At 72.7% G+C, this 20,126-nt stretch carries 13 protein-coding genes; 7 read left to right on the forward strand and 6 right to left on the reverse strand.

What is annotated here, in order from left to right:
* Window positions 1-75: 75 nt before the first annotated feature.
* The 3 genes from ACEZDE_RS24165 to ACEZDE_RS24175 all read right to left on the reverse strand — a co-directional run bounded on the left by ACEZDE_RS24165 (window position 76) and on the right by ACEZDE_RS24175 (window position 10,876).
* Window positions 76-1,113 (reverse strand): peptidoglycan-binding domain-containing protein, encoded by a 1,038-nt coding sequence (locus tag ACEZDE_RS24165; protein ID WP_380539490.1) that lies wholly within the window; start codon window positions 1,111-1,113, stop codon window positions 76-78.
* 293 nt (window positions 1,114-1,406) lie between these two features.
* Window positions 1,407-1,841, reverse strand: coding sequence for an Imm1 family immunity protein (locus ACEZDE_RS24170; protein WP_380539493.1), 435 nt, complete (start codon window positions 1,839-1,841; stop codon window positions 1,407-1,409).
* A complete protein-coding gene (locus ACEZDE_RS24175) occupies window positions 1,838-10,876 on the reverse strand; it encodes a DddA-like double-stranded DNA deaminase toxin (protein WP_380539496.1) in 9,039 nt (3,012 codons plus the stop codon). The genes ACEZDE_RS24170 and ACEZDE_RS24175 overlap by 4 nt, the downstream gene beginning before the upstream one ends.
* Before the next feature lie 203 nt (window positions 10,877-11,079).
* On the opposite strand from ACEZDE_RS24175, the gene ACEZDE_RS24180 reads away from it, so the two are divergent.
* The 3 genes from ACEZDE_RS24180 to ACEZDE_RS24190 all read left to right on the forward strand — a co-directional run bounded on the left by ACEZDE_RS24180 (window position 11,080) and on the right by ACEZDE_RS24190 (window position 13,625).
* Window positions 11,080-11,523 (forward strand): hypothetical protein, encoded by a 444-nt coding sequence (locus ACEZDE_RS24180; protein WP_380539500.1) that lies wholly within the window; start codon window positions 11,080-11,082, stop codon window positions 11,521-11,523.
* A 223-nt stretch (window positions 11,524-11,746) separates the two neighbouring features.
* Window positions 11,747-13,153: a metallopeptidase TldD-related protein gene (locus tag ACEZDE_RS24185; protein ID WP_380539503.1), complete on the forward strand. Its 1,407-nt coding sequence runs from the start codon at window positions 11,747-11,749 to the stop codon at window positions 13,151-13,153.
* Window positions 13,154-13,277: 124 nt separating this feature from the next.
* Window positions 13,278-13,625 carry a DUF3099 domain-containing protein gene (locus ACEZDE_RS24190; protein WP_380539506.1) on the forward strand — a complete coding sequence of 116 codons (348 nt, stop codon included), beginning with the start codon at window positions 13,278-13,280 and terminating at the stop codon, window positions 13,623-13,625.
* Between the two features lie 158 nt (window positions 13,626-13,783).
* On the opposite strand, the gene ACEZDE_RS24195 is transcribed toward ACEZDE_RS24190, so the two are convergent.
* Together ACEZDE_RS24195 and moaA are read right to left on the reverse strand one after the other, a co-directional pair.
* Window positions 13,784-14,017, reverse strand: a complete 234-nt coding sequence (locus ACEZDE_RS24195; protein ID WP_380539509.1) for a hypothetical protein — start codon at window positions 14,015-14,017, stop codon at window positions 13,784-13,786.
* A gap of 17 nt (window positions 14,018-14,034) precedes the next feature.
* Window positions 14,035-15,042: a GTP 3',8-cyclase MoaA gene (moaA, locus tag ACEZDE_RS24200; RefSeq protein WP_380539512.1), complete on the reverse strand. Its 1,008-nt coding sequence runs from the start codon at window positions 15,040-15,042 to the stop codon at window positions 14,035-14,037.
* Window positions 15,043-15,209: 167 nt separating this feature from the next.
* On the opposite strand from moaA, the gene ACEZDE_RS24205 reads away from it, so the two are divergent.
* Together ACEZDE_RS24205 and ACEZDE_RS24210 are read left to right on the forward strand one after the other, a co-directional pair.
* Complete coding sequence (locus ACEZDE_RS24205; RefSeq protein WP_380539515.1) at window positions 15,210-15,407, forward strand: hypothetical protein; 198 nt, start codon at window positions 15,210-15,212, stop codon at window positions 15,405-15,407.
* Window positions 15,408-15,568: 161 nt separating this feature from the next.
* The gene (locus ACEZDE_RS24210) at window positions 15,569-16,747 is read left to right on the forward strand and encodes an acyl-CoA dehydrogenase family protein (RefSeq protein ID WP_380539518.1); all 1,179 of its coding nucleotides are present in this window, start codon (window positions 15,569-15,571) and stop codon (window positions 16,745-16,747) included.
* A gap of 246 nt (window positions 16,748-16,993) precedes the next feature.
* On the opposite strand, the gene ACEZDE_RS24215 is transcribed toward ACEZDE_RS24210, so the two are convergent.
* Window positions 16,994-18,037 carry a zinc-dependent alcohol dehydrogenase family protein gene (locus ACEZDE_RS24215; RefSeq protein WP_380539520.1) on the reverse strand — a complete coding sequence of 348 codons (1,044 nt, stop codon included), beginning with the start codon at window positions 18,035-18,037 and terminating at the stop codon, window positions 16,994-16,996.
* A gap of 134 nt (window positions 18,038-18,171) precedes the next feature.
* Here ACEZDE_RS24215 and ACEZDE_RS24220 point away from each other — a divergent pair, with 134 nt between their 5' ends.
* Window positions 18,172-19,191: a DEDDh family exonuclease gene (locus tag ACEZDE_RS24220; protein ID WP_380539522.1), complete on the forward strand. Its 1,020-nt coding sequence runs from the start codon at window positions 18,172-18,174 to the stop codon at window positions 19,189-19,191.
* 32 nt (window positions 19,192-19,223) lie between these two features.
* On the forward strand, window positions 19,224-20,078 hold the full coding sequence (locus ACEZDE_RS24225) for an SURF1 family cytochrome oxidase biogenesis protein (RefSeq protein WP_380539525.1): 855 nt from the start codon (window positions 19,224-19,226) through the stop codon (window positions 20,076-20,078).
* Window positions 20,079-20,126 lie beyond the last annotated feature (48 nt).

Here is a 20,126-nt window from a genome sequence, read left to right on the forward strand (position 1 = left end):
CGGTTCAGACGGACGGGCCCGGCGCATCCGTGTCGCGACACGGATGCGCCGGGCCCATGGCCGGATGGCTGCCGGTTACGGCGTGCCGCCCACCAGCGCCTGCCAGGTCTGCGGGCCGACCTGGCCGTCGACGCCGAGGCCGTGCGCGGTCTGGAAGGCGACCGCGGCGCTGTTGGTGCCGGAGCCGAAGTCCCCGTCCACGGACAGGTTGTAGCCGTACCGGTTCAGCTCGGTCTGCGCCGCCTTGACCGCGTCTCCCTGGGAGCCGGTCTGGACCTGCACGATGAGCTTGGCCCAGGTCAGCGGGCCGACCTGGCCGTCCACCCCGAGGTTGTTCGCCTTCTGGAAGGCCTCGACCGCCGCCGCGGTCCCGGTGCCGAACTGGCCGTCGGCGCTGATGTTGGCGCCGTGGGAGATCAGCAGGTACTGCGCGGCCAGCACGTTCGAGCCGGTCTGGCCCTGCACGACGTTCGGCCACGCCGGAAGCGTGACGCTCCCGGTCCCGCCGGTCACCTTGTTGTAGCGGTAGGGCAGGAACCCTCCGCTGGACAGGCCGGATATCGACTGCTGGTCGGTGGTGGGGCCGGTGGTCCGGACCCCGTCGTGGTGCTCCTCGTAGACAGCGGCCACGGTGTGGCCCGAGTTGGCCCAGTAGGCGAACAGAACGGCGTGCCCGCTGGAGATCAGCGCGTCGCCCGGCTGGAGCTGCGAGTAGTCCGCCTGTCCACCGTTGTGGGTGAGTTCGTGCGAGACCTGCGGCAGCGTGCCGGTGACATAGCTGGAGGGCAGGGCCCAGGCCATGGACACCAGCCCCGAGCAGTCGGCGCGGTAGGGACCGCCGACGGCCGCGTCGCTCCAGCCCTCGGTCTGGCTGTACCACACGCCCTGGCCGCCGTCGGCCGTGACCCAGTCCTGGGCACGCTTCATCATCTGGCTGGTGGTGATCGAGCCGCCCATGGCCGGCCCGATCGACCCGGTACCGCTGGAGGTCTGGTAGCAGCCGTTGGTGCAGGTCGTGTAGGCGGCGAAAGCCGGCGTCGCGATCGCGCCGCTGACGACGACGGTCACGGCGACCGCTGTGAGACCGGCGACGCTGCGCTTGGTGATGCGCATGTTGGTGCTCTCCTTTTCCCTGCGATTCTTTGTCGAGGCACGTCGGGGGAAGTCCGCCGAGCCGCTGTCGGCGTCAGCTTGGCTCGTTGCCCCCGTTCGGAGACAGCGTTCGCCGCCCGCTGCCGAGAATCTGGGTCGTCAACGCTCTGACCTGGGCAGTCCCACTGCCCGATGCTGTTGCCACGGGTCGCCGGTTCCGGGGGTGGAGTCCGCGGCGAAGCACCGCTGACGGATCACACGACGGGAGGGCCCGGACGCTTCCGCGTCCGGGCCCTCCCGTCGTGCCTCTTCGGTCACCAGATCTCGGGGATCCGCCATTCCACACAGGTCGGCCGCCGGCCGCGGGAGCCCAGGAACTCCTTGACGGCCTGCCGCACCAGCTCGACCGGGATCTCGGCCCAGCCGGGAAACTCGGTCGGGTTGTCGGCGAGGCAGTACTTCACCGGACCGTTCCCCTCGTCGGGGCCCAGCGAGACGTAGTTGCCGTCGTCCATGAACTCCAGCACGCCCACCCCGCGCTCCGCGTTCACACCGACCAGCAGTTCGTGGTCGGGCCAGCCCGAGGGCATCAGCTCGCGCTCCAGCGAGTGCACCTCCGCGAGGTTGCGGTGCGGCGGGTTGGCCAGCAGGGTGTCGATCAGAGCGTCGACGTCCTCGCCGGTCTCGATGACCGGCAGGGCATCAGCGTGCGCCCTGTCGTAGAGCACCGTTGCGCGTCCCAGCGTCACTTCTTGCCTCCGTACAACTTCATGTGCCACTGACCTTCGGCGTCCCTCCACCAGACGGACAGCGTCTTGGTCTCCCCAAGGATCGCATCCAGCGTGCGGTCGCATCCCAGCTTGCCCGGACACGGGCCCTCCGCGTGGTTGATCACGATCTCCGCTTGGTCGATCCCCTTCTGCCACATGGTGGCGGCGAACTTCTGCTCGGCGTCGGCGGCGCGGGTCGAGGTGCTGCTCCCCTTGAGGATGTTCGCTGCCCGGAGCCGATCGTTGACGATCTTCAACAGGTCCTGGCTGCTGGCCATGTCACCGCTGATGATCGGGTAGGTGGTGCCGTCGAGCGCGATGCCCAGGCCCTCGGTCGGATCACCGTCCGCCCGCACGGGCAGACCTGCCAGGATGTCGTTGAGGTCGTTGATGTCGCAGTCGTTGTTGTGGACCAGGACCGGCGTCGTGCCCGCCATGACGTAGTAGGTGTGCACGCCCTCGATGCCGAGGTCGTACGTCGCCTTCGCACCGGTGTAGTTGCGGACCGCTTCGACCGTGGCCGGCTCCGAGCCGCCGGTCTGCAGGGCGTCACCGGCCACCAGGTCCGCGGCGCGGACGAAGGTGCCCTGCGTCTCATCCCAGTACGGGTGGTTCTGGGTGCTGGTGACGGTCCGGACGCCGTCGGCGGTGACCACGGCGAGGTCGGTGAACTGGGTGTCGTCACCAGTGGCGAAGGTCCGGGCCACCCGGTCGACCCGGTCGGGGCCGTCGGGGGTGGCGTTCTCGACCGCGTCGCCGGATCCGACCTCCTCGATCGGCTTGACCGTCCCGTCCGCCATCAGCACCGGGGTGCCGGCGACGAAACTGTGGACCCTGGTGCAGCCGATCACCTTCTCCGGGAACTTGCGCACCCAGTCCCGGAGCGCGGCCACCTTGAGGGCGGTCGCGACCCTGGCGTCGATGACGGCCTGCTTGCCCAGCTGGGTCAGGACGTTGAAGCCCGCCTCCATGCCGGCCAGGTCGCCGATGGCGACCGCCGCACGCACCGCGTAGGCGGCCTTGAACGCGCCCTTGAGGACGACCGGGGCGGCCAGGGTGGCGATCGCCCAGACGCACTTGTCGGCCTTGTGGTCCCAGGCGCACTCCTTGTAGTCGCTCACCATCCCGTAGGCGAAGGACTTGAGGAACGCCAGGTCGAACTTGTAGACCGGGAACTCGATCACCTGATGGGTGGTGAAGTCGACCGGCTCCGAGTCCATCAACTGCTTGTCGTAGCTGCCGGAGGCGATGCACTGCGCGGCCGTGGCATCCGGGTTCGCACAGGTGACCAGGTAGTACTGGTTGGTGCCGGTGATATGGATGTCCGCGGGCAGGTTGCAGTAGCCGATCCGGGTGGAGACGGCGCAGTTGCCGGTGGCCTGGGCGTCCTCCTTGAGGTTGACCGGTACCACCTCGAGACCCGGGACGTCGTCCCCCGCGTCCCCCCACGCCGGCGCGTCCGCGGGCGGCGGGTTGGTGGCGAGTTCGGTGGTCGCCTCGGCGGCGTCCTGTGCCTTCTGCGCGTCCGACCGGGCATGGGCCGCGGCCTGGTCCGCGTCGGCCGCCGAGCCCTCCGCCTGGGTGGCGAAGTAGCCGGCGTTGTCCGCCGACTGCTGTGCGCTGTCCGCCGCCGAGCGGGCGGAGGAGGCGCTCTGCTCGCTGTCGTCCGCCGCGGACCGGGCCGCCGTGGCGTCGGTGTCCGCCTGGCGGGCGGACTGGTCGGCGTTGAAGGCGGAGGTCTGCGCCTGCTGGTTCAGGCCGTCCAGTCGCGCCGAGGTGGCCTGGACCACCTTGGAGTCGGCCGCCGCCTGGTTGGCGGACTTCAGTGCGTCGGCCGCCGCGCGGGAGGCCTTGGCGGCCGAGGCCGCCGCGTCGGCCGCCGCCTGGGCGGCGAGCTTGGCATCCCCATTGGCGCGGTCGGCCGCGTCCTGGGCCGCCGCGGCGAAGGCCGCGGCCTCGTCGGCGCGCAGCTCCGCTACCTGGACCTCCTGCTCCGCCAGCGTCTGCGCGGTGTCGGAGACCACGACCGAGAGGCCGGCGGTGGCATCGGTGGCCGCGTAGGCGATGCCGAGTTCGATCGCCTCGTTCGCCGGGGCGGTGACCGCGTTCGCGGTGTCACGTGCGATCTCGGCCTGCTGCGAGGCCGCGTACGCCTGGCCGGAGGCGTTGGCGGCGTCGTCCTCGGCGCCGTCGGCCTCGGTGCGGGCGCCGGCGGCCGCGGTCTTGGCGTCGGCTGCCTGCTGCGAGGCGTCCTTGGCCAGGGCGTTGGCCGCGTCCGAGTTCTGCGCCGCGACCTCCGACTGCTCGATGGCCTCTGCCGCGAGGGCGTGGCCCTGGTAGGCGTTGGCGCTCGTCGTCGCGGCAGCCGCGTCCGCTGTCCTGGCGGCGGCGTCGGTCTTGTCCGCCGCCGCACTTGCGGTGTTCGCCGCGGATCGTGCCGCGACTGCGGCATCCCCGGCGGTGTCGGCCGCGTCGTCGGCCTGCGCCGCCGCGACCGTCGCCGCGTCCGCCTGTTCCCGGGCGTCCTTGGCGGCGGCGTCCGCGGCTGCGGCGGCGTCGGTGCCCGCCGCGGCTGCTGCGGCGGCGTCGGCCGCGGCCGAGTCGGCCTGCGCCTTGTTCATCTGCTTGCGCGCGGTCTCGGCCTTGGTGCGCGCGGTGGCCGCGTCCTGCTCGGCCTGCCGCGCGGTGGCGTCCCGGTCGGCGGCGGTGTCGGAGTCCGCCTTGGCGGCGGCCTCCCGGTCGGCCGCGTCAGCCGCCTTCTGCTGGGCGTCCGCCTGGGCGGCCTCGGCCTTGGTCCGCTCCGACTCCGCGGTCGCCCGTGCCGCCGCGGCCTTCTGTGCCTCGGCCGCCGCGGTCTGCTCGGCGGTGGCGGCACGCGCCACCGCGTCCTTGGAGCTGGTCTCCAGGCCCGCGATCGTGGTCTTGTCCTTGGCCACCACCGCAGCCGCAGCGGCGGCGGCGTCGGCCTTGTCCTGGGCGGCGACCGCGTCGGCCGCCGCCTTCTGCGCGCTGTCCTGGGCGGTGGCGCGCAGGTAGGCGGCGCGGGCGGCGTGTGCCTGGGCGCTGGCGTCGGCCAGCAGTGCCGCGCTGTCCTCGACGGTCGCGTTGGTCGCGGCCACCGCCGTCTGCATCGCCAGCGAGGTCGCCTTGGTCGCGGCGGCGGCGGCCTTGGTCACCTGCGCCGACTCGTTGGCGTAGGACAGGCCCCGACCGTCCGGCAGACCGGCGGCGGCGGCGACCTGAGCCGCCGACGCCTGTGCCGCGGTGGCCGAGTCGGCCGCGTCCCCGGCGTCCTTGGCGTTCTGGGTCGTGGTCGCGGACAGGTCGTCGACCCGCCCCTTGACGGTGGCCAGGTCGGCGGTGACCGAGACCGGCTTCCCGTCGGACGAGAAGTTCCCGCCCATCGTGGTCGGCCAGTCCTTGATGAAGGTGTTCCAGGCGCTGTCGGGGTCGCTCTCGGCCTCCATCAGGTTCTTGGCCACCCAGGCGTTGCCCAGGGCGTCGTGCATCGCGACCGCGCTCGACTGCAGCGCGTTCAGCGCCTTGATCTCGGCGTTGGCGATCTGGTTGCGCTGCGTGGCCTGGCCCGCGTACTCGGCCTCCCACTCGGCGGAGGCCGTCTCCTCGGCCTCCACCAGCACCTGGTTCGGATCCTCCGGGTTGGTCGGATCACCGCTGGCCCAGCGGGTCTTGAGGCTCTCGACCTCCTCACGGAACTCCGGTGTGCCCTTGACCGGGGCAACGGTCGGATAGCCGTCGTCCTGGATGAACCGGCGCACGTCGTCGGCCGAACCCCGCAGCTGCGGGTGGTCCAGCATGAGCTGCCACAGGCCGTACGGGTCGCCGTCGGCGATCTTCTTGCGGAGGATCTCCGCGACCTTGTCCTGCGCGGCCTGGCTGGCCTTCGGCAGCTGCGCGGGCCCGCCGGTCCAGCCCACCGCCTGGGCGATCCGCTGGTACACGGTGCCCGCGCCGAGGTACTGGGTTACCGCGGTGTCGTACTCGGGCTCGGTGTTGGCGAAGTCAGAGGTGAAGTACTTCCAGACGGTCTCCTGCCGGTCGTCGGTGCGCGAGGCCATCCCGGCGGCCTGGTCCCGTGCCTGCTGGACATCGGCGTCCCAGGCCTGCCAGACGTCCTGGTTGAAGAAGGAGGTGACGGTGCCGTCCATCTGGCCGCCGGCGACCAGCCGGTTCGCGGCCACCGTCTTGGACGCGACGCCTCCGACATGGAGCAGGTAGGCCAGGTTCTCCCGGCCGATCCGGATCCCCTCCTGCCGCGTCATGATCGCGGCGCGGGCGTCCAGGTCGTGCTTGGCCTGGGCCGCCGCCTGCGCCGCCGCGGTCTGCGCCGCGAGCGCCGCCTGGTCCTGCCGCAGCTGCTCCTCTGCCGCCTCGGCGGCTTGTTCGGCCTGTTCGGAGTCGTCCTGGGCGCCGGCCGCCGCGGCATCGGCCGCGGCCGAGTCCTTCGCCGCCTGCGTCGCGACGTCCTGCGCGTTCTTCGCGTCCGACGCGGCCTGGTCCGCGGTCGCGGCGGCGACCGCCGCGTCCTTCTCCCCCGCGCTCGCGGCGGCGTCCGCCGCCTGCGCGTCCTTGGACGCCGCCAGCGCCGATGCCGAGGCGGCCTTCGCCTTGGCCTGGGTGTCGGCGTCGGCGGCGGCCGTCGCGGTCGCCGCGTCCTTGGTGTCCGCCGCGTCCTGGCCGGCCGTGGTGGCCGACTGCTGCGCCGCGTCCGCGGAGGCGGCCGCCTGGGCGGCGGAGTCCGCCGCGTCGGCCGCCGCCTGGGCAGCGAGCTTGCCGTCACCGGTCGCCGCGTCCGCTGCTGCCTGCGCCTGCTGCGCCGCGGTCTGCGCCTGCGTCGCGACCGCGTCGGCCGCCGCCGTCTGCTGCTGGGCCAGTGTCTGCGCGCTCTGCGACACCAGCGTCGCCAGACCCGCGGAGGAGTCCGTCGGCGCGTACGGCGTGCCCAGCGCGAGCGCCTCGTTGGCCGGAGCGGTCACCTGCTCGGCGGCGGCCCGGGTCACGTCCGCTGCCTGCCCTGCCGCGTAGGCCTGGCCGGCCGCCTTCGCCGCGGCTGCCAGCGCCGCGTCGACCTGCTGCGCGGCGTCGGTGGCCTTGTCGTGCGCCGCCAGTGCCGCCTGCGCGGCGTCGGTGGCGTCGCCGGCCGCGGCCACGGCCTTGTCCGCCGCGGTCTTGGCCTTGTCGACGGCGGTCGCCGCGGCTGCCTCGGCCTGCATCGCCGCGTTGAAGCTGATCAGCGAGTTGGCGTTGGCGTCGGCGGCCCAGGTGGCCGAACGCGCTGCCGCGGCGGCCGATTCGGTGGCGGCCGTACGCGCCGCGACCGAGGCCCCGGTGGCCGACTCCGCGTCAGTGTTCGTCTGCTGCGCCGTTTCTGCGGCCTTCGTCGCCGCCTGCGCGGCCTTGTCCGCCGCGGCCTGGGCGTCGGCGGCTGCCGAGGTGCCCTGCGCGGCGACCGCGGCAGCGGCCAGTGCCTGCGCGTTCGCCTCCGCGACGTCCTTGGCCCGTTGCGCCGAGGCTGCGTTCTCCCGTGCCACCGTCGCCTTGCCGGCGGCCTGCTGTGCCTGCGAGGACAGCTTCTTGGCGTCGGCGGCGGCCGAGTCGGAGTCGGACCGGAGCCCGGCGGCCGTGCTGCCCTTGGCCAGCGAGTCCTTCAGTGCGTCGAAGGCCTTGCCCCGCTGCGTCTCCGCGTCCGCCTTGGCCGCGGCGGCGTTCTGCCGCTCGGTCTCGGCGTTGGCGGCGGCGGTCGCGGCCCGCTGCTGTGCGGCGGTCGCGTCGGCCTGCGCCTGGGTCGCGTCGGCCTTGGCGTCGGCGACGTCCGAGGCCGCGGCGGCGGCCTGGTCGGCCCGGGTCCTGGCACTGGCCGCCAGGTCGGCGGCGGCCTGCGCGGACTGCTGCGCCGACTCCCGGAGGAACACGGTACGGGCGGCGGCGGCCTGTGCCTGCGCGTTGCTCAGCAGCGCCTGGCTGTCGGAAGCGGACGCGTCGGCGGCGTCCACGGCGGTGTCCAGCGCGGCTGCGGTCGCCTGCGCGGCGGCAGCCGACGCCTTGGTCACCTGAGCGGACTGCACGGCGTAGTAGAGGCCGCGACCGCGCGGGTCGCCGTTCCGGTCCGCGACCGTGTCCGCCGCCGCGACGGCCGCGTCCACCTGCTCGCCCGCGGCCTTCGCCGCAGCGGCGGCCTGCTCGGCGATCTGCTGCTGCTGGACGACCAGGCTCCGCAGCGTCGCCAGGTCGGCCTGTGCCTGCGCGGTGGTCCTGGTGTTGCTCTGCCGCTTGCCCGGGTTGGCCTGCCGGTCCAGGATCTGACCGGCGGACCAGGCGTAGCCGAGGGCCTGGTGGGTCGCGCGGGCGCCGGTCTCCATCGCCTTCAGGCCGACCAGCTCGGCCTTGAGGATGTCGCTGCGCTGTTCGGCCTGCGAGTCCAGCTCGGCGGTCCACTCGGCGGAGGCCGTCTCCTCGGCCTCGACCAGGACGTTGTTCCAGTCCAGCGGGTTGCTGGTGTCACCGCTCGCCCAACGGCCCTTGAGCGCCTCCACCTCGACCCGGAACTCCGGCGTGCCCTTGACCGGCGCGACCGTCGGCATGCCGTGGTACTGGATGAACCGGCGCACGTCGTCGGCGGAACCGCTGTTGGTGTTCGCGCCGATCATCGCGTAGATGCCGTACGGGTCGCTGCCGCCGTTCTCGGCGATCAGCTCCTGCACGATCTGGGTGACCCGGTCCTGCGCGGCCTGGGTCGCCTTCACCACCGGCGGCGAGGTCCACAGGCGCAGCGCGTCCCGCGACGCCACGCCGTTGGTCGACATGTAGTCGGTGACGTCGGTGTCGTACTGCGGCAGGGCGAGGTGGGCGGAGGTGGCGTACGGCTTGGTGAAGGACTCCAGGCCGGTGTCGGTGGAGTCGCGGTCCTGTTCGAACACGCTGGCATCGCTGCTGTCCGTCTGGAAGGCGTTGACCACCTCGGGATGGGCGAACTCGCCGATGTGCTGCTTGCCGTCGGAGGTCTGCACCACCGACACGCTCGTGGCATAGGGCAGCGGCCAGCCGTACTGGACGGTGTCGACCTTCCAGGTGCCGTTCGTGCCGCGCAGGTGGCCCGAGTAGGTGCCGGCGGCGGAGTCCAGTGCGACCAGGCGCAGGGTGCCGTCGGCGAGGCCGGTGGCCGCGACGGCGTCGGCCGGGTACTTACCGTCGGAGGCGACCGCTGCCGCGCTCCAGGCACCGGCGGAGCTGCGCACCGAGTCGTAGACCTTGCCGTCCGCGGCAGCCGCCAGCAGGTGCAGGGAGCCGTCGGTGGTCGCCGCCGCGGCGATGGTCTTCGCGGCCGGCGTGGTGACGGCGGTGGTGCTCCAGGATCCGCCGTTGCGGGTCAGGTCGGCGACCGTGCCGTCGGCCCTGACCAGGCCCAGGTGCTCGGTGCCGTCGGCGGTGACCGCCACCGAGACCGCTCGGGCGGTCCCGCTGGAGTCGGCCACCGAGGCCGTGGACCAACTGCCGTCGGCAGCACGGGTGTAGTCGCGCACGGTGTGGGCGTCGTCCAGCACCACCAGGTGGGCGCTGTTGTCGGGAGCACCCGCGACCGCGACGGCGGTGGCGTGGCCCGAGGCGTCCACCTCCGCCGTGCTGGTGAGATGCCGGCTCCAGACGTCCACTCCGGCGGTGCGGACCTGGTCCCACACGGTGCCGTCGTCGTCGAGGGTGACCAGTTGCTGTTCGCCGTTGGGCAGGACGGCACTGGCGTAGTCGCTGACGTGCTCGACGGCGCCCTCCACCACGACGGCCGTGCCCCAACCGCCGTCGGCGGCCTGCTCGGCGTGGCGGAACAGTCCGTCGTCGGCGGTCGTCTGCAGTTGCAGGGCCCCGGTCGAAGTCGCCCCCAGCGAGAACGCGGTGGCCTGCGGGGCGGTGATCGTGGACCGGGTCCAGCCTCCACCGCTCTGGAGCGCGTTGTCCGCGATCGTCCCGTTCGCGGTGAGCGTCGCCACGTGCAGCAGCCCGCCGGTCGCGCCGACCGCCGACACGGCGCGGGCCTGGCCGGTGGCGTCGACCACCGTCGCCGCGGCCCAGCTGCCGTCGGAGTTGCGCACCCGGTCCCGGACCACGTGGTCGCTGCCCAGCAGCTCCAGGTGCGCCTGGCCGTCGGGTGCGGTGGCCAGGGCGATCGCGGTGTTCGGGGTGGTTCCGGCGTCGGCCGCGGTCAGCCCGTCCCAGCTGCCGGTGTCCGAGGAGCCCTTGGTGTGGCGGGTGTTGACCGACACCTTGCCGTCAGCGGTGAGCACGGCCACGTACAGGTCGTTGCCGGCGGTGCCGACGGCAGCGAGGCCGGTGACCTTGCCGGGGAGCGAGTCGAACAGCACCCGGTCGCCGTTGCCGTCGGGGCGCATGAAGTACGTGGGGTAGTCACCGGGGCTGAACGTGCGGTCGGTGACCTTGCCCTCGTCGGACAGCTCCTCGATGTGCAGCTCGCCGTCGGGCAGCGCGGCCACGGCAACGGCCTTGGTGGTGGTGCTGTCGTCGATCAGGATCGCGCCCGACCAGGTGCCGTCCGGGTACCTGACGTCGTCGTACACCCGGCCGTCGCGGCCGAGCAGCACCACGTGCAGATGGCCGTTGGCCAGGGTCGTGGTGACGGTCTGGGCGATCGGACCGATCCCCGGGACGAGGCCCTGGCCGTCGCTCTCGGCGCCGTCCGAGCCCAGGACGACGTCCCGGGACACGGAGCCGAGAAACTCGTTCCAGCCCGCCCACGGGCCCTGGTCGCGTCCGGCCAGCTGCTCACCGGCGTCGGCCTTCATCGCCGGGCCGCCGCTGTGCATGATCGTGGCGTACATCATCTGGTCGGCACGGCTCTTGGCGGCGTCCGCCATCGCCTGCACCCGTGCGTCGAGGTCGTCGCCCGCACTCGCGGTGGTGGCCGCGGGGGCGGTGGCGGCGGCCCGCGCGGTGGTGACCGCGCCCATCGAGGCGCCCAGGGCCAGGACGACGGCGGTCGCCACCGTCCGTGAGACAACCCGTATCCGGCCCCTGCGTCCTGAGAACACAACCCGCCCCTGGTAAGTGTTGATTAAGATTTCTTCAAGATCGACGGCACCTTATGCGCACGGTGATCACTTGGGCAAGGCCCGAATCGATCACTTGACCTGCCGTCGACACCCGTGATCCACTCTGTCGGCCATTGCCGCAGCTGGAGAGGACGATCATGACGGGGACTGCCGGACGAGGACTGGCCGCGCTCACACTGGCGGCATGTGCGCTGGTCACAGCGGTGGGGTGCGCGTCTTCCGACTCACCGTCCGCGTCGGCTGCCGCCACCTCGCCGCGCGCCTTCAGCACCGATCCGACCAAGGGCGGGCCGTGCCGGGCGACGATGAACCACATCACCGACGCCGGTAAGAGAATCACATCCGACGCCAAGGACAAGGCCAAGGCGACCACCGACCTGCAGGCCGCCGGCGACCGGTTCACCAGCGACGCCGACACCATCAAGAACCCCGAGGCCAAGAAGGCCGCCCAGCAGCTCGGCAGCATCTACCACAGCCTCGCCGACAACGCGAAGCACAACCGCAACCCCGACTCGGCCAAGCTGCAGACCCAGGTGCAGGGAGCGATCGCCGCCCTCAGCAGCTGCGCCGCCGCCGAGTAGCGGCGGTCGCGACGGTTCGCCGGGGCCGCTGCGGTGCGGGAAATCGGCAGCGGGGCCGCGGTCCCCGCTGCCGAAGGTAGTGTTCGGCAGCGGGGACACCATTGCCTTGGCGGAACCCTCGTGCCGGTATCAACAGGGAGCGTGGTCTAGTCGTGAAATACCCCCTGAACTGCGAATGCGCCCAGGTCGACGTGCTCAACACGCAGCAGGAGGCCGGTCTCTGATGCCTGCTTCGGAGCTCGGGGGCGCGGCCCCGCACGAGATCGTCGAGCGCGCGCTGGCGCTGTCCCGTACCGACGGCTGCGTGGTGATCGCGGACGAGGAGTCCAACGCCAACCTGCGCTGGGCCGGGAACGCGCTGACCACCAACGGGGTGACCCGGAGCCGGACGCTCACCGTGATCGCCACCGTGGACGGCCGGGAGGGGACCTCCTCCGGCGTGGTCTCCCGCGAGGCGGTGACCCCGGACGCGCTGGAGTCGCTGGTCCGGGCGGCCGAGGCGGCGGCCCGCGGGGCCGGTCCGGCCGAGGACGCGCAGCCGCTGGTCCAGCCGTACGGCCCGGCGTCGGCGGACTTCACCGCCGCTCCCGCGACGACCGACGTCACCGTGTTCGAGGCGTTCGCGCCGGCGCTCGGCGAGTCCTTCGCCCGGACCCGCAAGAACGGGCGGCTGCTCTACGGCTTCGCCAACCACTCGGTCACCAGCAGCTACCTCGGCAGTTCCACCGGCCTGCGGCTGCGGCACGACCAGCCGACCGGCACGGTCGAGCTGAACGCCAAGACCGGCGACCTGTCCGCCTCGGCCTGGGCCGGCGCCGCCACCCGCGACTTCACCGACGTGGACCCGGCCGCGCTGGAGGAGCAGCTGTCGCAGCGCCTCGGCTGGGCCGAGCGCCGGATCGACCTCCCGGCCGGTCGCTACGAGACGCTGCTGCCGCCGTCGGCGCTGGCCGACCTGATGATCTATCTGACCTGGTCGGCCAGCGGACGCGACGCCGCCGAGGGGCAGACGGTGTTCTCGAAGGCGGGCGGGCAGACCAGGCTCGGCGAACGGCTGTCCGAGCTGCCGCTGACGCTGCGCAGCGACCCCGGGTACCCCGGTCTCGAAGCGGCTCCGTTCGTGCTGGCGCACTCCTCGGGCGGCGACACCTCGGCGTTCGACAACGGGCTGCCGATCGAGCCGACCGACTGGATCAGGAACGGCGAGCTGGCGAACCTGTCCACCACCCGCCACTCGGCCGGACTGACCGGGCTCCCGGTGCGGCCGGGCCAGGACAACCTGGTGATGGACACCGGGGGCACCGCCTCGCTGGAGGAGATGGTGGCGCGGACCGAACACGGCCTGCTGCTGACCTGCCTCTGGTACATCCGCGAGGTGGACCCGGCCACCCTGCTGCTCACCGGGCTCACCAGGGACGGCGTCTACCTGGTCGAGAACGGCGAGGTCACCGGGGCGGTGAACAACTTCCGCTTCAACGAGTCGCCGGTGGACCTGCTGGGCCGGATCACCGAGGCCGGAAGGACCGAGCCCTGCCTGCCGCGCGAGTGGAGCGACTACTTCACCCGGTCGGCGATGCCGCCGGTCCGGGTGCCGGACTTCCACATGAGCTCGGTCAGCCAGGCGTCCTGAGCGGACCGTCCTGACGGGACGTCCGGGACGGGTGAGCGCCACCGGGGCGCCCCGCGGGAGAAATCCCGGGAAAGCGGGGTGCCCCGGCGGTCACCGCACGGCCGACCCGGCGTACGGTGACGACATGGGGAAGTCGAAGGAGAAGTCCGGCGATGTGGTCCGGATCACCGGCGCGCGTTCGAGCCTGACCGAGGACGTCCGCGGCCGGCAGCGCCGCTACATGATCGCGATGGCGGTGCGGACGCTGTGCGTGATCCTGGCCGTGGTGCTGTGGAAGGAGTCCCGGATCGTCGCGATCGTCGCGCTGGTCGGCGGGATATTCATCCCGTACATCGCCGTGGTGATCGCCAACGCCGGGCGGGAGAACTCGCCGCGGATGCCGGAGACCTTCATCGGGCACCAGCCGCAGCCGATGATCGAGGCCGCGCCGACGCTCGCCGAGCCGGCCGCCGGGGTGCCCCCGCAGGGCTGACGCACCGTCCACCCGTATTCCGGGGATCCCCCACTGACGACCGATTCCCCGTGCAATACTTCCAGCATTCCGGCCCCGCGCCGGACCCGGACTGATGCCGGGCAGCTCCCCCCGTGGCTGCCCGGCATCACCGTGTCCGGGCTACGGGGTATGCCGGGCTACGGGGCGCGCTCGGAGCCGGGCGGCTGGACCCAGTCCGCGAAGGGGACCGTTTCCTTGAGGAATCCGCGCAGGTCCAGGAACTGCGCGAGCGAGTCCTTGTGCTCGGCGCAGGCAAGCCAGGTCTTGCGGCGCTCGGGGGTGTGCAGCTTGGGGTTGTTCCAGGCCAGGACCCAGGTGGCGACCTGACGGCAGCCCTTCGCGGAACAGTGCGGGATCTCCTCGGTGGTCATTCCAGGAGTATCGCGGGTCAGCCGCCGATCGCGGACATGGGGCGGTCGGGTTGGGCGAAGCCCGGGGCGTCGATACCGCCACCGGCCTTCTTGCCCCACATCGCCTTGCGCCACAACTCCGCCAGCACCCCGTCCGACGCACCCTCACGCAACGCCGTCCGCAGATCAGTCTCCGTAGTGGCGAACAGGCAGTCCCGAACCTGCCCGTCCGCCGTCAACCGGGTCCGGTCACAGGCCCGACAGAACGGCCGGGTCACACTCGCGATCACCCCCACCCGCGCCGGCCCCCCGTCCACACCCTCGAACCCCTGCACCAGCCACCGCTCCGCCGGAGCAGCACCACGCCGCCCCTCCGGCTCGGGCACCAACGTGAACCGCTCCCCCAACCGCTCCAAAATCTCCCCCGCGGTCACCATCCCGGCCCGCTCCCACCCGTGCTGCGCGTCCAACGGCATCTGCTCGATGAACCGCAACTCATACCCCCGCTCCAGACACCACCCCAACAGCTCAGCGGCCTGGTGGTCGTTGACCCCGCGCATCAGCACCGCGTTGACCTTCACCGGCCCCAACCCCGCCGCACCCGCCGCCGCCAACCCCGCCACCACCTCAGGCAGCCGGTCCCGCCGCGTCAATGTCCGAAACGTCTCCCGGTCCACCGTGTCCAACGAGACATTGACCCGGTCCAACCCCGCCCCCGCCAACGCCTCCGCGGTCCGCGCCAACCCCACCCCGTTGGTCGTCAACGACAGCTCCGGCCGCGGCGCCAACCCCGCACACGCCTCCACGATCCCCACCAGCCCCGGACGCAGCAACGGCTCACCCCCGGTGAACCGCACCTCCCGCACCCCCAAGGAGCCCACCGCCACCCCCACCAACCGCACGATCTCCGCATCGGTCAGCAACGACGGCTTCGGCAACCACGCCAACCCCTGCTCGGGCATGCAGTAGGTACACCGCAGATTGCAGTGGTCGGTCAACGACACCCGCAGATCCACCGCGCGACGTCCGAACGTGTCGATCAGCACAACAGATACCTCTCCGGTAGTCCCCACCAGCGTAGTCCGCTCCCATGACAAACCTGTGCGCAGCGGGCGCGGGGCAGGCCGCTACCGGGAGCGGGGGTCGGTCGTTGTTCCCGGTGAACCCCTTCGAGTGCGCACCGTCCCTGCCGGGACAGCTGCGGAGGTTTGCCGTGCCCAGACACCACCCGCCTCAGAACACCGGTTCCGGAGCCGGTCCGGGGAAGCGGCCCTTCGGGGCGGTCACCCTGCCCTGGCCGATCGCGGCGGTCCCGCCGCCCGCGACGGTGCGGCATCCGCCGTCGGTGCCGCTGGGACCCGCCGTGCCGCTGGCGGTGCTGAGCTTCGAGGCGCTGCGGCGCCTGCCGTAACCGTCTGCCGCAACGGCCGTCTGCCACAGTCACGGGGCCGCCGTCCAGGTGGCAGATCTCACCGTGCGGGGTCGGCGGCGGGGCCGGGGCCGCTGTGGGACGCTGAACTCCGTCCGCCTCCTCCACCCCACCACCGCTGAGCAGCGACGACGAGGTCTCCGATGACGAAGAACGCGCTTGACCCCCGCGACCCGCTGGGCATCGACGACCTGCTGGACGCCGAGGAGCTGGCCGTCCGCGACACCGTACGGGCCTGGGCCGAGGACCGGGTGATGCCGTACATCGCCGACTGGTACGAGTCGGCGGAGCTGCCGCAGGTGCGCGAGCTGGCCCGGGAGCTGGGCGGGATCGGCGCCCTGGGGATGCACCTGGAGGGCTACGGCTGCGCCGGGGCCTCCGCGGTCCAGTACGGGCTCGCCTGCCTGGAACTGGAGGCCGCCGACTCGGGGCTGCGCTCGCTGGTGTCGGTGCAGGGCTCGCTGGCGATGTACGCGATCCACCGCTGGGGCAGCGAGGAGCAGCGGCTGCGCTGGCTGCCGGGGATGGCGGCGGGCGAGACCATCGGCTGCTTCGGGCTGACCGAGCCGGACCACGGCTCCGATCCGGCGTCGATGCGGACCGGCGCCAAGCGCGACGGCTCGGACTGGGTGCTGAACGGCCGCAAGATGTGGATCACCAATGGCTCGGTCGCGGGGGTGGCCGTGGTCTGGGCGCAGACCGACGAGGGCATCCGGGGGTTCGCCGTACCCACCGACACCCCCGGCTTCAGCGCCCCGGTGATCAAGCACAAGGGCTCGCTGCGGGCCAGCGTGACCAGCGAGCTGGTGCTGGAGGACGTCCGGCTGCCCGCCGACGCGGTGCTCCCCGGGGTACGCGGCCTGAAGGGGCCGCTGAGCTGTCTGAACCAGGCCCGCTACGGCATCGTCTGGGGGGCGCTCGGGGCGGCCCGATCCTGCCTGGAGGCGGCCCGGGAGTACAGCATGGCCCGGATCCAGTTCGGTCGGCCGATCGCCGCGTTCCAGCTGACCCAGGCCAAGCTGGCGGACATGTCGCTGGAGCTCAACAAGGGCCTGCTGCTGGCCCTGCACCTGGGCCGCCGGATGGACGCGGGGACGCTGCGGCCCGAGCAGGTCAGCTACGGCAAACTCAACAACGTCCGCGAGGCGATCGAGATCGCCCGCACCGCGCGGACCGTCCTGGGCGCCAACGGGATCAGCTACGAGTACCCGGTGATGCGGCACGCCAACAACCTGGAGAGCGTGCTGACCTACGAGGGCACGGTGGAGATGCACCAGCTGGTCATCGGTCAGGCTTTGACCGGCCAGGCCGCCTTCCGTTAGCGCGGGCTGAGGGCCGGACCACCCACGGGTTCACGTGGGGGTACGGGGGGTCGCCCCCCCGGGAAACCGCAGTATCGGCCAGGCCCTGACCGGCCAGGCCGCCTTCCGTTAGCGCGGGCTGAGGGCCGGACCACCCACGGGTTCACGTGGGGGTACGGGGGGTCGCCCCCCGGGAAACCGCAGTATCGGTCAGGCCCTGACCGGCCAGGCCGCCTTCCGTTAGCGCGGAGGCGGCCTGACGGCGGGTCAGAAGGTGATCTTGACCTTGAGCGCGGTGCGCTCGTCCATCGCGCGGTAGCCGTCGGGGACGCCGTCCAGGTCCACCGTGGCGTCGAAGACCGGGGACGGGTCGATCCGACCCGAGAGCACGTCGGCGAGCAGCTCGGGGATGTAGGCGCGGGCCGGCGCCACCCCGCCGCAGACCGCGACATTGCGGTCGAACATCTGGCTGATGTCCACGCCCGCGCTGCCGCCGTGCGGCACGCCGACGTAGCCGACCGCGCCGCCGTCCCTGGCGATGGAGATCGCGGTGCGCATCGACTCCTCGGTGCCGACCGCCTCCAGCACCGCGTGCGCGCCGCTGCCGCCGGTGAGTTCGCGGACCGCCGCCACCGCCTCCTCGCCGCGCGCCGGGACCACGTCGGTGGCGCCGAACTTCCGGGCGATGGCGGTGCGGTCCTCGTGCCGGCCCAGCGCGATGATCCGGTCCGCGCCCAGCCGCCGGGCCGCGAGCACCCCGCACAGGCCGACCGCGCCGTCGCCGACCACGGCGACCGTCGCGCCGGGGCGGACCCCGGCCGCCAGCGCGGCGTGGTGGCCGGTGGACATCACGTCGGAGAGCGCCAGCAGCGCGGTCAGCAGGTGCTGGTCGGAGGCCGCCTCCTTGGGCAGCTGCACCAGCGTGCCGTCCGCGAACGGCACCCGCACCGCCTCGCCCTGGCCGCCGTCCGAACCGGGGGTGCCCCAGAAGCCGCCGTGCGGGCAGGAGGTCTGCAGGCCCTCGACGCAGAACTCGCAGACACCGTCCGACCAGACGAACGGCGCGACCACCAGGTCGCCGGGACGGAAGCCGGTGACCGCGGCGCCGACCGCCTCGACCACCCCCAGGAACTCATGTCCGATCCGCTGCCCCGGCTGCCGGGACGCGACGCCCCGGTAGGCCCACAGGTCGCTGCCGCAGATGCAGGCCAGGACGGTGCGGACGACCGCGTCCGTGGGCTCGCGGACGGCGGCGTCCGGGACCTCCTCGATCCGGATGTCGTGCGGGGCGTGGATGACGGTGGCGCGCATGGAGTCTCTTCTCGGGTGTCGCATCCGGGTGCGGATTCGCGGCGAAACGGGGATGAAGTGTCACCACTCCCCGCCCTCACGATATTCCCCCGGTGGACCGGAACTGTCGTAGGCGGCCCGTATTCTGAACGACCATGGAAGCGACCCGGCTGGAAGCCGTCCTCGAGGAGCCCTCCGGATACCCGTATCCCGAGGGCGGTTGGGCCGTGGTGGACGTCGAGACGACCGGGCTCGGCCGGACCGACCGGATCGTCTCGGTCGGCGTGTACCGGCTCGACCCGCGCGGCGAGGTGCAGGACCACTGGTACACGCCGGTCAATCCGGGCCGCGATCCCGGGCCGGTCTGGATCCACGGGCTGACCAGCGAGCACCTGGCGGGCGCGCCGGCCTTCCCGGAGATCGCCGAGAGCCTGGCCGAACGGCTGTCGGGCCGGGTGCTGGTGGCCCACAACGCACTGTTCGACTGGTCGATGATCTCCCGTGAGTACGCCAGGATGGGCGGTCGCGCCCCGGTCGAGCAGCGGCTCTGCACCATCGTGCTGGCCCGCGACCTGCGGCTGCCGCTGGCCAACCACCGGCTCGGCACCCTGGCCGGGCACTTCGGGGTGATCCCGCGTCAGGCGCACCACGCGCTGGACGACGCCCGGGTGCTGGCCGAAGTGTTCCGGCCCAGCCTGCGGCTGGCGGTGCAGGCCGGGCTGCGGCTGCCGCTGCACGCCTGCGTCCCGCTGGCCGACCTGGGCGATGAGGCGGCCGGCGGCTCGGCCCCGGCCCAGGGATCGCGCGGCGGCGGCTGGAGCCCGTACCGCCCGGCCCGGCGGCGGCCGGCCTGCCCGTACCCCAACCCGGGGCGGTGGCAGCAGGACCGGCCGCTGGTGCAGGGGATGCGGATCGCGATCAGCGGCGACACCGCGACCGACCGCGAGGTGCTGGAGGACCGGGTGGTCGAGGCCGGACTGCACGTCGCGACCTCGGTGAGCAGCCGGACCAGCCTGCTGGTCACCAATGAGCAGGGCAGCTGGACCGCCAAGGCCCGCCGGGCCCGCGAGGTCGGCACCCCGGTGCTGGACGAGGCCGCGTTCCTGCAGCTGCTGCAGGGCGTGGTGCCACAGGGCGGGGAGCCCGCGCCGGGGCCGGACCGGGGCCCGGCGTAAGCCGTGAAACGGGGCAGAGGTACCGTCGAGACGTGCTGCGCATCCTGCTGACCCGGCGCTGGGTGATCCTGACCCTGGTCTTCTTCGTGCTGATTCCCGTCATGTACCTGTTGGGTATCTGGCAGTTCCACCGGTACCAGCAGACCAACCGGAGCAACTCGGCCATCTCGTCGAACCTGGACGCCGAGCCGGTGTCGATGGAGTCCCTCGCGGGGGCCGGCCGCACCGTCCCCGCGAGCGACACCTACCGCCGGGTCACCGCGACCGGGCACTACGACCCGGCGCACCAGTTCGTGGTCCGGCACCGCACCGACGCCGCGGGCGACAGCATCGGCTTCTACCTGGTCACCCCGCTGGACCTGGCCGACGGCAGCGTGGTCCTGGTGAACCGCGGCTGGGTGGACGGGGGCAACACCAGCGGCACCGCGTTCCCGGCCGTCCCCGGGACGCAGACCGGGACGGTGACGGTGACCGGCCGGCTGCGGCCCGACGAGACCTCGGCCTCGACCGGCATCCGCGACGTCAAGGGCCTGCCCGCGCGCCAGTTCATGCTGATCAACAGCACCGAGCAGGCCGGACGGCTGTCCGCACCGGTGCTGTCCGGCTACCTGGAGCTGACCTCGACCGCGCCCGCGCCGCCGTCCGCCGACTCGGCCGAGCTGGTGCCGGGGCCGAACAGCACCGCGAGCGACAGCATGGCCGTGGTCGGCAAGGGCGTGCACCTGCCCTACGCGATCCAGTGGTGGCTGTTCGCGCTGATGGTCCCGGCGGGCTGGCTGATCCTGCTGCGCCGGGACGTCAGGGACCAGAAGCGCAAGGAGATCGTCGCGGCGAAGAAGGCCGCGTATCTGGAGTCGCTGGCCACGGCCGGGGCCTCCGGGGAGTAGCGTCGCGCGCGAGCTTCTCCACGGACCCGGCGGGCTCGGAAAGGGATG

This window comes from Streptacidiphilus cavernicola (assembly GCF_042510955.1).
In the GTDB taxonomy this organism is placed as follows: Bacteria; Actinomycetota; Actinomycetes; order Streptomycetales; family Streptomycetaceae; genus Streptacidiphilus; species Streptacidiphilus cavernicola.

What these genes read in the sequence shown, in the direction of transcription:
- ACEZDE_RS24220 (WP_380539522.1), top strand. Translation starts at nt 18,172, where the DNA reads ATGGAAGCGACCCGGCTGGAAGCCGTCCTCGAGGAGCCCTCCGGATAC.
- ACEZDE_RS24195 (WP_380539509.1), bottom strand. Translation starts at nt 14,017, where the DNA reads ATGACCACCGAGGAGATCCCGCACTGTTCCGCGAAGGGCTGCCGTCAG.
- ACEZDE_RS24185 (WP_380539503.1), top strand. Translation starts at nt 11,747, where the DNA reads ATGCCTGCTTCGGAGCTCGGGGGCGCGGCCCCGCACGAGATCGTCGAG.
- ACEZDE_RS24190 (WP_380539506.1), top strand. Translation starts at nt 13,278, where the DNA reads ATGGGGAAGTCGAAGGAGAAGTCCGGCGATGTGGTCCGGATCACCGGC.
- ACEZDE_RS24180 (WP_380539500.1), top strand. Translation starts at nt 11,080, where the DNA reads ATGACGGGGACTGCCGGACGAGGACTGGCCGCGCTCACACTGGCGGCA.
- ACEZDE_RS24215 (WP_380539520.1), bottom strand. Translation starts at nt 18,037, where the DNA reads ATGCGCGCCACCGTCATCCACGCCCCGCACGACATCCGGATCGAGGAG.
- ACEZDE_RS24210 (WP_380539518.1), top strand. Translation starts at nt 15,569, where the DNA reads ATGACGAAGAACGCGCTTGACCCCCGCGACCCGCTGGGCATCGACGAC.
- ACEZDE_RS24165 (WP_380539490.1), bottom strand. Translation starts at nt 1,113, where the DNA reads ATGCGCATCACCAAGCGCAGCGTCGCCGGTCTCACAGCGGTCGCCGTG.